This is a genomic window from Jatrophihabitans sp. YIM 134969 (genome assembly GCF_054456675.1).
On the sequence record NZ_JBTJEQ010000025.1, the window covers coordinates 41184 to 54089 of the forward strand.

The 12906-nt window shown below is 73.4% G+C and carries 14 protein-coding genes; 6 read left to right on the plus strand and 8 right to left on the minus strand.

The window, feature by feature from the left end:
• Positions 1-15 precede the first annotated feature (15 nt).
• Both ACXR2U_RS14230 and ACXR2U_RS14235 read left to right on the plus strand, forming a co-directional pair.
• Positions 16-387, plus strand: a complete 372-nt coding sequence (locus tag ACXR2U_RS14230; protein ID WP_458825713.1) for a hypothetical protein — start codon at positions 16-18, stop codon at positions 385-387.
• Positions 388-645: 258 nt separating this feature from the next.
• Positions 646-849, plus strand: coding sequence for a cold-shock protein (locus ACXR2U_RS14235; RefSeq protein ID WP_458825714.1), 204 nt, complete (start codon positions 646-648; stop codon positions 847-849).
• 125 nt (positions 850-974) lie between these two features.
• Here the strand turns inward: ACXR2U_RS14235 and ACXR2U_RS14240 are convergent, their stop codons facing one another.
• The gene (locus ACXR2U_RS14240) at positions 975-1481 is read right to left on the minus strand and encodes a DUF4395 domain-containing protein (RefSeq protein ID WP_458825716.1); all 507 of its coding nucleotides are present in this window, start codon (positions 1479-1481) and stop codon (positions 975-977) included.
• A 61-nt stretch (positions 1482-1542) separates the two neighbouring features.
• Between ACXR2U_RS14240 and ACXR2U_RS14245 the strand changes: the two genes are divergently transcribed.
• Entirely contained in the window at positions 1543-2556 is a 1014-nt protein-coding gene (locus ACXR2U_RS14245) for a zinc-dependent alcohol dehydrogenase (protein WP_458825717.1), read from the plus strand.
• An 18-nt stretch (positions 2557-2574) separates the two neighbouring features.
• Here the strand turns inward: ACXR2U_RS14245 and ACXR2U_RS14250 are convergent, their stop codons facing one another.
• From ACXR2U_RS14250 to nadA, 7 genes are all read right to left on the minus strand, one after another.
• Positions 2575-2925 carry a UBP-type zinc finger domain-containing protein gene (locus ACXR2U_RS14250; RefSeq protein ID WP_458825718.1) on the minus strand — a complete coding sequence of 117 codons (351 nt, stop codon included), beginning with the start codon at positions 2923-2925 and terminating at the stop codon, positions 2575-2577.
• A 13-nt stretch (positions 2926-2938) separates the two neighbouring features.
• On the minus strand, positions 2939-4465 hold the full coding sequence (locus tag ACXR2U_RS14255) for an ATP-binding protein (RefSeq protein ID WP_458825719.1): 1527 nt from the start codon (positions 4463-4465) through the stop codon (positions 2939-2941).
• Positions 4462-6192 carry an NAD(P)/FAD-dependent oxidoreductase gene (locus ACXR2U_RS14260; protein WP_458825720.1) on the minus strand — a complete coding sequence of 577 codons (1731 nt, stop codon included), beginning with the start codon at positions 6190-6192 and terminating at the stop codon, positions 4462-4464. Before ACXR2U_RS14260 ends, ACXR2U_RS14255 begins: the two co-directional genes overlap by 4 nt.
• A 62-nt stretch (positions 6193-6254) precedes the next feature.
• Positions 6255-6764, minus strand: coding sequence for a mycothiol transferase (locus tag ACXR2U_RS14265; protein WP_458825721.1), 510 nt, complete (start codon positions 6762-6764; stop codon positions 6255-6257).
• On the minus strand, positions 6761-7663 hold the full coding sequence (gene nadC, locus ACXR2U_RS14270; protein WP_458825722.1) for a carboxylating nicotinate-nucleotide diphosphorylase: 903 nt from the start codon (positions 7661-7663) through the stop codon (positions 6761-6763). Before nadC ends, ACXR2U_RS14265 begins: the two co-directional genes overlap by 4 nt.
• A complete protein-coding gene (locus ACXR2U_RS14275; RefSeq protein WP_458825723.1) occupies positions 7660-9210 on the minus strand; it encodes an L-aspartate oxidase in 1551 nt (516 codons plus the stop codon). Before ACXR2U_RS14275 ends, nadC begins: the two co-directional genes overlap by 4 nt.
• Positions 9207-10184, minus strand: coding sequence for a quinolinate synthase NadA (gene nadA, locus ACXR2U_RS14280; RefSeq protein ID WP_458825724.1), 978 nt, complete (start codon positions 10182-10184; stop codon positions 9207-9209). The genes ACXR2U_RS14275 and nadA overlap by 4 nt, the downstream gene beginning before the upstream one ends.
• A 61-nt stretch (positions 10185-10245) precedes the next feature.
• Here nadA and ACXR2U_RS14285 point away from each other — a divergent pair, with 61 nt between their 5' ends.
• From ACXR2U_RS14285 to ACXR2U_RS14295, 3 genes are all read left to right on the plus strand, one after another.
• A complete protein-coding gene (locus ACXR2U_RS14285; RefSeq protein ID WP_458825725.1) occupies positions 10246-10974 on the plus strand; it encodes an NUDIX hydrolase in 729 nt (242 codons plus the stop codon).
• 170 nt (positions 10975-11144) lie between these two features.
• The gene (locus ACXR2U_RS14290) at positions 11145-11621 is read left to right on the plus strand and encodes a MarR family winged helix-turn-helix transcriptional regulator (protein WP_458825726.1); all 477 of its coding nucleotides are present in this window, start codon (positions 11145-11147) and stop codon (positions 11619-11621) included.
• Positions 11618-12895, plus strand: coding sequence for an MFS transporter (locus ACXR2U_RS14295; RefSeq protein ID WP_458825727.1), 1278 nt, complete (start codon positions 11618-11620; stop codon positions 12893-12895). The genes ACXR2U_RS14290 and ACXR2U_RS14295 overlap by 4 nt, the downstream gene beginning before the upstream one ends.
• Positions 12896-12906 lie beyond the last annotated feature (11 nt).

The window sequence follows — 12906 nt, forward strand, 5'->3', positions numbered from 1 at the left end:
GACGGCATCGACGCGTTGTGGCCGCGCACGGCGCCGCCGACCGTGAAGGCGGCCGTGCTCGGGCTGTACCTGATGGTGGTGCTGCTGGTGGCGAACATCGTGACCGTCATGGCCGTCGCACCGAGCGGGGAGGTGCTGGTCGAGGACCTCCTCATCGGGGTCGGGTTCGTGGCCATCGTCGTGGGGATCTGCCGCCGGGCGCTGTGGGCGCGGTACGCCGGAGTCGTGGTCGCCGCCGTGTTCGCGCTCGGCGCCCTGAGCCAGTTCCAGGGCGGCATCCCGGGCGTGGTCGTGGTCGTCGGCATCGTGCAACTGGTGGTGCTGGTCGCGGTGGTCGTGCTGCTGCTGGTGCCGCTCACCGGCGACTGGTTCCGCGGCCTCGTCTGACAGCCCGGCGCGAGCGCCCGGGTCACCGAGATCCGGGCACCACACGCCCTTTGCCGGGGGCCCGGTGATTGGTACCGTAACGGCGGTTGCTGATGTCTGCCGGGTGCCCTCACCGAGGGAGAGCCCGGTTGGCGACCCGCGGTTTGCTTTCTCGCTCGGTTCCCCCGGGTCGTGTCAGTGGCCCGGAAGTGACCAGGAAACGCCGCACAGTGCGGCGTTGCTGGCTGGACCAGCGCACACGAGAGGCACGATCGCACCATGGCACAAGGCACCGTGAAGTGGTTCAACGCGGAGAAGGGCTACGGCTTCATCTCCCCCGACGGCGGCGGCGCTGACGTCTTCGTCCACTACTCGGCCATCCAGTCCGACGGCTACCGCAGCCTGGAGGAGAACCAGCGCGTGGAGTTCGAGACCACGCAGGGCCAGAAGGGTCCCCAGGCCGAGGCTGTCCGCCCCGTCTGAGGTCACACGGCTTCCGCGGAGCCCCGGCGTCCACCAGGACGTCGGGGCTTCGTGCTGTCCGGGTGGGCGCAGGTCGGGCCGCGCCTCACACCCGGTCGCTCAGCCGCTCGATCAGCCGGGGTCGATCAGCCGGTCGGTGCGAGCTGCTCGAGACGACCCCGCACGTCGGCGCACTCCCGGCACACCGACTCCGGGACCACGCCCACCCGCATGAGCAGGGCGAACGCGTGACACCCCAGGCAGACCGCGAACACCGATTCGAGGACGGCCGCGACCACGAGCGCCGCGAGCAGCAGCGAGGTCACGAGCGCCGAACCGGTGGTGAACCAGACGAGCGCCGCGGCGGTCGTCATGACGAACCCCATGCCCTGCGCGAACCGCTTGGGCGGGCCGGGGACCGGCTTCGGGGCGCCGAGCCGGGGCGCGACCACGCGGGTGGCGAGCTGGCCCAGGGGGCTCAGCGTCGGCCCGGTCAGCACTCGGGCGAGGAACCCCGCGGCGAGAACTGCCGTGAACCACAGCTGTTGCGTGGCGAGGGTGGCCACGGCCATGACGACGACGCCGGCCGCGACCGTGCGCGCGGCCTTCTCGTTCACCGGGTTGGGGAAGGAGAACAACTCACGGGCGTCCACCCCACGAGCGTACGCATTGCCTACCGATCGAGTGGAGTAGCGACGTCCTACGCTGCACGTCGTGCGGGCCTTCGTCATCACCGGTCCCCAGCGGGGCGTGGTGCAGGACGTCCCCGATCCGGACGCCGCCGCGGGTCAGGTCGTCGTCGAGGTCGAACGGGCCGGCGTCTGCGGCACGGACTCCGAACTGTTCAGCGGCGAGATGGCCTACCTGCACGAGGGATCCGCCCGCTACCCGCTGCGGCCCGGCCACGAGTGGTGCGGCACGGTGCGCGAGGTCGCGGCCGACGTCGACCGTTCCTGGCTGGGTCGTCGGGTCACCGGCGACACCATGCTCGGGTGCGGTCACTGCGCCCGGTGCCGCGCCGGCCGCCACCACGTCTGCGCCGACCGGTTCGAGATCGGGATCCGCGGCGGCTTCCCGGGTGCGCTCGCCGAGCGACTGGCGGTGCCCGCATCGGCCCTGCTGCCGCTGCCCGACGCCGTCGACGGCCCGGCCGGGGCGATGGTCGAACCCGGCGGCAACGCGGTGCGGTGCGTCCGGGCGGCGGAGGTCGGCCGCGGTGACCCGCTGCTGGTGCTCGGCACCGGCACGATCGGCCTGCTGGTCGCCGCCTTCGGCCGGGCGGCCGGTGCCGAGGTCCACCTGCTCGCGGTCGACGACGACGCCGTGGCCCGCGCCCGGACGCTGGGTGAGGCGAGCGTGTCGACCCGCGCCGCGCTGCCGGACCGACCGTGGCGGGCGGTCGTCGACGCGACCAACGCCGACACCATGCCGGCCCTGGCGGTCGACCTCGTCGAACCGGGCGGACGCGTCGTGTACATCGGCATCGCCGAGACCGCCAGCACGATCGACACCCGTGACCTGGTCTTCCGCGACATCACGGCCGTCGGGGTCCTCGCGGCGTCCGCGGGGTTGGCCGGCGCCGCCGAGGCCTACGCCGCCGGAACGGTCGACCCCCGACCGTTGGTCGGTGCAACGATCGGGCTGGACGGTGTCGCTGACGTGTTGGCCGGTCGTCGGCCCCCCGGCGCCGGCGCCGGGCCCAAGATCCACGTCGACCCGCGGCCCTGACCCGGCCGGGAGCGAGCCCTACTGGTGCAGGTGGTTCATCCAGTCCTGGGGGACGCGCCCGGAGGGACCGGGGGTCGGCTGGTCGGCCGGGTGGGCGTCCGGGGCGGCGAGGGTCGGGCCGTCGTAGGACTGGTCGTCGTCGTAGCTGTAGAACCAGTCCTCACCCGGCTCGAAGCTCTGGATGAACGGGTGCCCGGTCGACCGGGCGTGCCCGGTGGCGTGCTGCGACGGCGAGGTGTCGCAGCAGCCGATGTGGCCGCACTGCGCGCAGCGACGCAGGTGGAACCACCAGCCGTCGGTCTCCCCGCACTCCACGCAGCCGGTGCCGCTGGGCGGAACGGACGGGTCGATCCCGGCGACCCCGGTCATGCCTGGACCTCCATCAAGCTCGTGCCTCCCCCTGGTCGGCCACGGTGAGCGCGTCCGCCTGCGGCGGGGCCTCCAGCGGCAACTCCACCCGGAACACCGTGCGACCCGGGTGGGAGTCGACGGTGAGCGATCCGTGGTGCTTGTGCGTGACGATGCGCCACGAGATGTCCAGCCCGAGGCCGGTGCCCTGACCGACCGGCTTGGTGCTGAAGAACGGCTCGAAGATGCGCGGCTGGACGTCGGCCGGGATGCCCGGGCCGGTGTCCTCGATCTCGACGACCGCGCAGCGGTCGGTGCGGCTCGTGCGCACGGTGAGCGTGCCGGATCCCGCCATGGCCTGCGCGGCGTTCTCGATGACGTTGGTCCAGACCTGGTTGAGCTCCGCGCCGTAGGCCGGGACGGCCGGCAGGGACCGGTCGTACTCCTTGACGACCTGCAGACCCTCGAGCTTGCGGCTGAGCATGGTCAGCGTGGAGTCGAGCAGCTCGTGCAGGTCGACCTCCCGGTACGGGGCGCGGTCGAGCTGCGAGTACTGCTTGGCCGCGCCGACCAGGTGCGAGATCCGCTCCGTGGAGTCCTGGATCTCGTTCATGAGCAGCTCGGTCTCGACCGTGTAGCTGATCCAGCCGACCGCGCCCTGCAGGGCGTCGCGGTCCGGGGTGAAGTCCGCGAGTTCGTCGAGCCAGTCGACGTCCAGGCCGCCCGCGACGAACGTGGGCGCGAGGTCGTAGCCGTGCGAGAGCTCGTGGTCGTCGAACCAGTCGGCGATGGCGTCCTCGCGGTCACCCGCCTCGACCGGGCCCAGGCTCGGGGCCTTCGCGACCCGCTCGGCCGCGGACTCCTGGAACTTGATCAGCGCCGCGATGGTCGCGGGCTCCATCTTGCCGCTGGCGATGAACTCCAGCTTGCGGCGCATGTGCGCGACCCGGTCGCGCAGCGAACCCGTCGCCCGCACCGCGGCCGCCGCCGGGTTGTTGAGCTCGTGGGTGAGACCCGCCGACAGCGACCCGAGCGCGAGCAACCGCTCCCGCTCGGCCACCCGCTGCTGGGTGTTGCGCATGCCGATGAACAGGCCCTCGAGCAGGTGCACCGCCATGGGGAACCAGTCGCGCATCATCGTCGCGAGGTCGGCCGCGTCCATGACGAACAGCACCGAGGGCTGGGTGGCCCGCACGGAGCTGTTGTAGGCGTCGGTGTCCGGGGAATCGACGAACGCCTGTGTCGCGCCCATGTACGCCCCGCGCTGCGAGGAGCGGGTGATCTCGAGGTCGTCCGGGCCGACCCGGCGGCTCATCGCGATCTCGCCGTCCACCAGGACGTAGAAGCAGCTCGCGGGATCGCCCTCGGCGAAGACCGGGCCGACCTCGAAACGCTCGAGGCGACCGTGCTCGCAGATCCACGTGCGTTGTTCGAGCGTGAGGTGCTCGAACAGGAACAGCGTCAGCAGCAGGTCGGGGCTGCACTCGAGGCGCTCGACGGCCGCCTCGAGGAGGGCCGCGGTGCGCGCCGCGTCGATCGCGGGTTCCTGTGTGGTGGTCATCGTTGCTCCAGGTAACGGTGGACGAGGGTGACGGCCATGGCGCCGTCACCCACGGCGGACGCGACCCGCTTGACCGAGTCGGACCGCACGTCGCCCGCCACGAAGACGCCGGGCACCGACGTCTCGAGGTGGTAGGGATCGCGGTCGAGATCCCAGTCGGCCGGGCGCTCCCCGTCGACGACCAGGTCCGGTCCCGCCACGACGAATCCCCTCGCATCCCGCTGCACGGTGCCGTCGAGCCAGTCGGTTCGAGGCGCCGCGCCGATGAACACGAACAACATCCCGGCGGGCACCTCTTCTTCCCGCGGGCTGCCCGAATCGGCGTCGAGGCTGCGCAGCGTCAACCGCTCCAGGTGGCCGTCGCCGTGCGCCCCGGCGACCTGGGTGCACGTGCGCACCGCGACGTTGTCGATCCGGGACAGCTGCTCGATGAGGTAGTACGACATCGACGCCTCGAGGCTCTCGCCGCGTACGAGGAGGGTCACGGACTTCGCGCGGCGGCTGAAGAACACCGCCGCCTGGCCCGCGGAGTTCGCCCCGCCGACGATGTAGACGTCCTGGCCCTCGGCGCTCGCGGCCTCGGTCAGCGCCGAGCCGTAGTACACCCCCGCGCCGGTGAGCTCCGCGACGCCGGGCGCCTCGAGGGTGCGGTAGGAGACGCCGGTGGCGAGGACGACGGCGTGGGCCGACAGCGACGACCCGTCGGACAGCTTCACCGTCCGGGCCGAGCCCTCGATCGCCAACGCGCTCGCGTCACAGGCCGAAAGCACCTCGGCGCCGAACTTCAGCGCCTGCCGGCGGGCCCGGTCGGTGAGGGCGGCACCGGAGACGCCGTCGGGGAAACCGAGGTAGTTCTCGATGTTGCTGCTCTGCCCGGCCTGACCGCCGGTGGCGCTGCGCTCGACCAGGACGGTCTTGAGGCCCTCGGACGCGCCGTACACCGCGGCGCCGAGCCCGGCCGGTCCGGCGCCGACGACCACCAGGTCGTAGAAGTCGCGGTCGGCGGTCGTGTGCAGGCCGACCTTGGCGGCGAGCTCCTGCTCGGTGGGGTCGCAGAGGCACTCGCCGTCCTCGGTGATGACGACCGGCAGCAGGGAGGCGTCGACGCCGGCGGCGCTGAGCAGCCGCTCACCCTCGGGCTGGTCGGCGGAGAACCAGCGGTACGGCAACTGGTTGCGGGCCAGGAAGTCGCGCACCTCGTAGCTGCGGGCGTTCCACCGGTGACCGACGATCTTGGTCTCGGGGATGCTGCGCCGCCGGTCCCGCTTCCACGAGTCCAGCAGTTCGTCGAGGACGGGGTAGAGCTTCTCCTCCGGCGGGTCCCACGGCTTGAGCAGGTAGTGGTCGAGGTCGACGACGTTGATCGCGTCGATGGCCGCGTTGGTGTCGGCGTAGGCCGTGAGCAGCACCCGGCGGGCGGCGGGGTACAGGTCCATGGCCTGCTCGAGGAACTCGATGCCCGACATCCCCGGCATCCGGTAGTCGGCCACGAGCACGGCGATCTGCTCGCCGCGCAGGGCCAGTTCCTTCATGGCGTCGAGGGCCTGCGGACCGGACTCGGCCCGCACGATGCGGTAGTCCTCGGCGTAGCGCCGACGCAGGTCGCGGGCGACCGCGCGGCTCACGCTGGGGTCGTCGTCGACGGTGAGGATGGCCGGGCGCTGGGCGCGGCGTTCGTGGGCGGACGGTTCGGCCGGCGCGGGGTCCTGGTCCCGTGGTGCGGTCACCCCACCATCCTTGCACCGGGGGGGCCGGGGTGAGTACCTCCCGCGTTCGCCGTCAGGTGATCTCACTCCCCGGTGGCGCCGCCGGCGAGTTCGACCACGACGTCGAGGTGGCCCGCGTGCCGCGCGTACTCCTGGAACACGTGCAGGAGCACCCGTTCCAGCGTGGCGGGCGGCGCGCTGTCCCACCGCTCGCTCGGGGCACCGATCTCCTCGAGGTCGTGGGCGGCGACGACCCGCCGGGTCTCGGCGCCCTGCTCGGTGAGCGCGGTCAGCACGTCCTCGACGTCGACCTCCGGCGCGACGAACCACCGGTCGTCGACGGTGTCGCGCCACGGGTCTCCGACGACGACACCCTCGAACCCCCACACCAGCCAGCGGCGTTCCATGGCCGTCAGGTGCACGACGAGCTCCAGCGGCGTCCACCCGCTGGGGACGACGCTGCGCCGGGCCCCACCCTCGGGCAGGGAGCGGAGCTTGGCCGCGACGGTCGACCGGAAGAAGTCGAGATAGCCGAGCAGGACGGCCTTCCGGTCGGGCTGCGGGGTGGTGGCTTCCGGGAACGGGACGGTCACACCGACCGATCTTCGACGGCGTCCAGGCCGATGTCGAGGTTGCGCGCCGAGTGGGTGAGCGCGCCGACAGCCAGCAGGTCGACCCCGGTCGCCGCGACGGCACGGGCGACGTCGAGGGTGAGCCCGCCGCTCGCCTCGAGCACGGTCTTCGGGGCGCGCTCGCGTACCCGGGCCACGGCGGTCCGCAGGTCGTCGAGGCCGAAGTTGTCGAGCAGGACCTGCTCGGCGACGTGGTCGAGCGCCTCGTCGAGCTGGGCGAGGGAGTCGACCTCCACCTGCACGACCATCGTGCCGCGCGGGTGGGCGGCGTACGCGGCGTCCAGGGCCGCGCCGACCCCGCCCGCCGCGGACACGTGGTTGTCCTTGATCAGCACGGCGTCGTACAGGCCGGTGCGGTGGTTGACCCCGCCGCCGAGGCGCACGGCGTACTTCTCCAACGCACGGAGCATCGGCATCGTCTTGCGGGTGTCGCGCACGGCGGCCCCGGTTCCGGCCACGGCGTCGGCCCAGGCCCGGGTGGCGGTGGCGACACCCGACAGGTGCCCGAGCACGTTGAGCGAGGTGCGTTCGAGGGTCAGGACCGCCCGCGCGGGCGCTCGCAGCGCCGCCACGGCCGTTCCCGGCTCCACGCGGGCACCGTCGGCCACCAGCAGGTCGAGCACGGCATCGGGGCCGACGGCGGTGTCGACCATCGCGGCCAGCACCGGCAGACCGGCGACGACCCCCGCCTCACGGACGACGTAGCGGACGTCGAGCACCGCCTCGGCGGGGACGGTGGCGAGGGACGTGACGTCGCCCGCCTCGCCGAGGTCCTCGGCGAGCACCGCGCGGACGAGCGCGGTGACGGCGTCGGGGTCCAGACCCGCGTCCACGAGAGCCGCGGCGGTCGCCGGCCTCATGCGGCCACCGTCGCAGTGGTGCTCGGTGCAACGGTCGCGAGCGGACGGCCGTCGGCGTCCAGGCGCACGGCGACCCGCCGCCGCCACCACTCGCTGCGCTCGGGGAAGTCCCTCCGGAAGTGGGCGCCGCGGCTCTCCCGCCGCACCTGGGCCGCGGCGACGACCGCCGAGGCGACCAGCCAGGTCGGGTCGGCCGGGGCCGCCACGGCGTCCAGTTCCTTCGCGGCGAGTTCCAGGCCGGCGGCGTCGCGGACCACTCCGGCGTGGGCACCGAGGATCTCCCGCGCGGCGGCCGCGGCCACCGGCTCGGGCGTCAGCGTTGCAGCGTGCACCGGTCCGGACACGGCGTCGGGGACGTCGAGGACGAGGCGCGCGGCCAGCCGACGGCCGAAGACCAAGCCCTCGAGCAAGCTGTTCGACGCCAACCGGTTGGCGCCGTGGACGCCCGTGGCCGCGACCTCACCCACCGCGTACAGGCCGGCGACCTCCGTCCGGCCCGTGCGGTCGACCTCGACCCCGCCGCACAGGAAGTGCTCGGCCGGGGCGACCGGGATCGGGGCCCGCCGCGGGTCGAGGCCCAGCGCCGCACAGGCGGCGGCGACGGTCGGGAAGTGGTCGGCCCACACGGTGGCGGGCAGATGGGTCGCGTCCAGCCACACGTGCGGACGTCCGGTGGTGGTCATGACGTCGTGGATGGCGCGGGCCACGACGTCGCGCGGAGCGAGGTCGGCCAGCGGGTGCCGCCCGGCCATGAACGCGTGGCCGTCGTCGTCCCGCAGGATCGCGCCCTCGCCCCGCAGGGCCTCCGTGACCAGCGGGAGTTGGCCGTGGGTCTCGCCGGTGAACAACGCCGTCGGGTGGAACTGCACGAACTCGACATCGGTGAGGGTGGCGCCGGCGCGCAGGGCCAGGGCGAGACCGGTGCCGGTGACGGGCGCGGGGTTGGTGCTGGCCGGGTAGACGTGCCCGAGGCCGCCGGTGGCCAGGACAACGGCGCGGGCGCGGACCCGCACCGGGCCGGTCGGGGTGACGACGTCGGCGCCGGCGACGCGCCCGTCGGCCACGAGCAGTCCGGTGACCGTTGCTTCATGCAACCGTTCGATGCCGGCGGCCGCGGCGGCCTCGGTGAGGCTGCGGAAGACCTCGGCGCCGGTGGCGTCACCGCCGGCGTGCACGACGCGGCGGCGGTGGTGCCCGCCCTCGATCCCCAGCGCCAGCCGGCCGTCGTCGGCGCGGTCGAAGCGGGCGCCGGCGGCGATGAGTTCGGCCACCCGCAGCGGTCCCTCCTCCACCAGCGCGGCCAGGGCGCGGGGGTCGCAGAGGCCGGCGCCGGCGACGGCGGTGTCGGCGGCGTGGTCGGCCGGGTCGTCGGAGGAGTCGACGGCGGCGGCGATCCCGCCCTGCGCCCACCGCGTGCTGCCGCCGTCACCGGCGGGTGCGGCGTCGACGACGAGCACCGAGCGCGCCAACCCGAGGCCGAGGGCGGTGGACAGCCCGGCCACCCCGGCGCCGACGACCAGGACGTCGACCTCGCGTTCGCCGCTCACTCGCCACCGCCGGGGGTACCGATGGCGATCATGCGCTCGACCGAGCGGCGCGCGCGGGCGGCGACGTCGACCGGGACGACGATCTCGTCGCGGCCCTCGCGCAGCGCCCGCAGCAGCAGCTCCGGCGTGGTCATCTTCATGAACCGGCACGACGCCTTGGGGTTCATCGGCAGGAACCGGGTGCGGCTGTTGACCTTCTCGAGCTGGTGGAGCATGCCAACCTCGGTGGCGACCAGCGCGGTGGAGGCCGTCATGTCCCGTGCGGCGTCGACCATCCCGCCGGTCGACATGATCCGGGTCCGGCCCATCGGCAGCTCACCCTCACCCGCGAGCCACAGGGCCGAGGTGGCGCAGCCGCACTCGGGGTGGACGAGCAGTTCGGCGTCGGGGTGGGCCGCCACCTGGGTGCGCACGTCGGTGGGGCTGATCCCGGCGTGGACGTGGCACTCCCCCAGCCAGATCGAGATGTTCTCGCGGCCGGTCTGCCGCTTGACGTGCGCGCCGAGGAACTGGTCGGGCAGGAACAGCACCGGGGTGTCGCGCGGGATCGACTCGACCACCTGCACGGCGTTGGAGCTGGTGCAGCAGATGTCGGCCTCGGCCTTCACCGCGGCGCTGGTGTTGACGTAGGCGACCACGACCGCGCCGGGGTTGTCGGCCTTCCAGGCGCGCAGTTGGTCGGCGTCGATGGTGTCGGCGAGCGAACAGCCGGCCTCGGCGGTCGGGACCACGACCTTCTTGTGCGGGCTGAGGATCTTGGCCGTCTCGGCCATGAAGTGCACGCCGCAGAACACGATCGTGTCGGCGTCCGTGGCCGCGGCGATGCGCGACAGCGCGAGGGAGTCCCCGACGTGGTCGGCGACGTCCTGGATCTCCGGGCGCATGTAGTTGTGGGCGAGCACCACGGCGTTCTGCTGCCGGGCGAGGCGCTGGACCTCGTCCTGCCAGGTCGTGTCGGTCAGCGTGGCGGTCATCGGACCCTCCGGTTTTCGACTGTGAGGCGGTAACCTCGCCGACGACGCTAGCATCGCCTCCGTGGCAGGCCGCGGCGGACGTGACGCAGCAGACGCGACCCCGTCGTCGGCGGCTCCGTTCCCGGCGTACGGCCACGAGGTGCTCGGCGTGGTGCTCTCGGTCCGCGAGGACCGGCTGTCGGTGCTGCTCTGGCAACGCACCAGGGCCCCGGAGGCCGGCCGCTGGGCGTTGCCCGGCGGTGGGGTGCACCCGACGCAACGGTTGCGCGAGGCGATCGCCGCCCACCTGGCCACGAAGGTCGACGTCCGCGACGTCGCCTGGATCGAGCAGGTCGCGACCCACAGCAAGGTCGACCGCGACCCCCGCGCCCGGGTGCTCGCCACGGGCTACCTCGCGCTCGTCCCCTCCGACGTCTCCCCCGCACTGCCGGAGGACACCCGCTGGTTCGACGTCGACGACCTGCCGCCCACCGCCTTCGACCACCGGTTCTTCGTCGACGCCGCGGTGGAACGCCTGCGGGCCAAGCTCTCCTACTCCAACATCGGCTTCGCGCTGGCGCCGGAGCGGTTCACCCTCCACACGCTGCGCGAGATCGTCAGCGCGGCCCTGGGCTACCAGGTCGACGCCACCAACCTCGCCCGCGTCCTCACCCGCCGCGGCACGATCGAGCCCACCGGCGAGACCAGCGCGTCCGGCGCCAGGGGCGGCCGCCCCGCCGCCGTCTACCGGTTCACCAGTCGCACCGTCACCGTCACCGACCCCTTCGCCACCCTCCGCCCGCCGTCGTAGCCACCGCCCCCCTCCGGCGCAGGCGCACCCCGGAGTCCTGGTGAGTGGGCACCTCCTGCGGTGAGTGGTCACCTCTTTCCGCCCACTCACGGGGGTTTCTGCCCACTCGCCGCACACGCGCGAGTGACGGCGTATGCTTGCCGACAGGCAACTGTTAGCGAGGTGAAGCGATGCCGGCGTTCGACGCCGACGAGGTGTCCCGGTTCCGTGTCGCCGTCACCAAGGCGGCGAAGGGCGTGGACCGTCAGGTCGACACCGACGGCCTCACCCGCACCCAGGTCTCGGTGCTGTCGAGCACCGCCCGCCTCGGCCCGCTCAGTGCCGGGGAGCTGGCGCACCAGGAGGGCCTCAACCCGACGATGCTGTCGCGGGTCCTCGGCAAGCTCGAGACCCGCGGCCTGGTGACCCGCTCGCCCGACCCGACGGACAAGCGGGTCACGGTCGTCGCCGTCACGCCCACGGGCCGGCTGCTGCACCAGCGGCTGCGTCGCGACCGCACCAAGGTCTTCACCCGCGCGGTGACGGCCATCGGCGCCGACCACGCGGCCGACCTGCGCGCCGCCCTCCCCGCGTTCGAGGCGCTCGCGCGCGCCCTCGGCCCCACGATCCCGTCCGCACCCGGCCAGGAGGCCCACACCCCACGATGACCTCGATCGCCCGCGCGTCCAGCGCCCTGTCCGAACTCCGGCACGCCACCTTCGCTTCCCTCTCCATCCCCAACTACCGCCGCTACGTGGCGGGTCAGTCGGTGTCGCTGGTGGGCACCTGGATGCAGACCGTCGCCCAGTCCTGGCTGGTCTTCACCCTCACCCACAGCGCCACCGCGGTCGGCTTCGCCGTGGCGCTGCAGACCATCCCGGTGCTGGTGTTGGGTCCGTACGCCGGTGTCGTCGCGGACCGGGTCGACAAGCGCCGGCTGATGATGGCGTTGCAGGCGGTCATGGGGTTGCTCGCGCTCGCCCTCGGGTTGCTGACCATCACCGGCGCCGTCGCGGTCTGGCAGGTCTACCTGCTCGCCGTCGCGCTCGGCCTCAACAACGCGTTCGAGAACCCGGCCCGGCAGTCGTTCGTGCTCGAACTGGTCGGCGCCGACGCCCTGCGCAACGCGGTCAGCCTCAACTCGGTGCTGGTGAACGTCGCCCGCGCCGTCGGTCCGGCCGTCGCCGGGCTGATCATCGCCGCCGGTGGCATCGGCGTCTGCTTCTTGCTCAACGCCGTCAGCTTCGCTGCGGTCGTCGCGTCCCTGGCCCGGCTCGACACCACCGCCCTGCGCCCCTCCCGCCCCGCCGCCCGCGCCAAGGGCCAACTCCGCGAGGGCCTCGCCCACGTGCGCGGCAACCCGGAACTGGCGGTGCCGCTGCTGATGATGGCGCTCATCGGCTGCCTGGCCTACGAGTTCTCCGTGACGCTGCCGATCGTGGCGAGCCAGACCTTCGGTCAGGGCGCCGAGCTCTACGGCTGGCTCACCGCCTCGATGGGGGTCGGCGCGGTGGTCGGCGGCCTGTGGGTCGCGGGCCACGGCCGCACCGGCGCGCGGGGTCTCGTCGGCTCGGCCGCGGCCTTCGCCGTGGTCCTGCTGGCCGCGGCGCTCGCGCCGTCGCCGTGGCTCGCCGTCGGCGCCATGGCCCTGGTCGGCGCGGCCTCGATCGCCTTCACCTCGGTGGGCAACTCGACGATCCAGCTGGCCGCCGCGCCGGAGATGCGCGGGCGGGTCATGGCGCTGTGGGCCACCGCGTTCCTCGGCACCACCCCGATCGGCGGACCGGTCGCGGGCTGGGTCGCCGAGACCTGGGGCGGCCGCGCCGGCCTGGTGCTCGGCGCCGCGGCGTGCGCGCTCGCCGCCCTGCTCGGCCTGGTCCTGCTGCGCCGGGGACGACGCCGGGTCGCCACTCCCGCCGTCGCGGAACCCGTCGCGGCCTGAGCGGACCCACC

Excerpts from the sequence above, each read along its gene's own strand:
- nadA (WP_458825724.1), bottom strand. The coding sequence starts at position 10,184 with ATGACCGCCACGCTGACCGACACGACCTGGCAGGACGAGGTCCAGCGC.
- ACXR2U_RS14255 (WP_458825719.1), bottom strand. The coding sequence starts at position 4,465 with ATGACCACCACACAGGAACCCGCGATCGACGCGGCGCGCACCGCGGCC.
- nadC (WP_458825722.1), bottom strand. The coding sequence starts at position 7,663 with ATGAGGCCGGCGACCGCCGCGGCTCTCGTGGACGCGGGTCTGGACCCC.
- ACXR2U_RS14250 (WP_458825718.1), bottom strand. The coding sequence starts at position 2,925 with ATGACCGGGGTCGCCGGGATCGACCCGTCCGTTCCGCCCAGCGGCACC.
- ACXR2U_RS14290 (WP_458825726.1), top strand. The coding sequence starts at position 11,145 with ATGCCGGCGTTCGACGCCGACGAGGTGTCCCGGTTCCGTGTCGCCGTC.
- ACXR2U_RS14235 (WP_458825714.1), top strand. The coding sequence starts at position 646 with ATGGCACAAGGCACCGTGAAGTGGTTCAACGCGGAGAAGGGCTACGGC.
- ACXR2U_RS14295 (WP_458825727.1), top strand. The coding sequence starts at position 11,618 with ATGACCTCGATCGCCCGCGCGTCCAGCGCCCTGTCCGAACTCCGGCAC.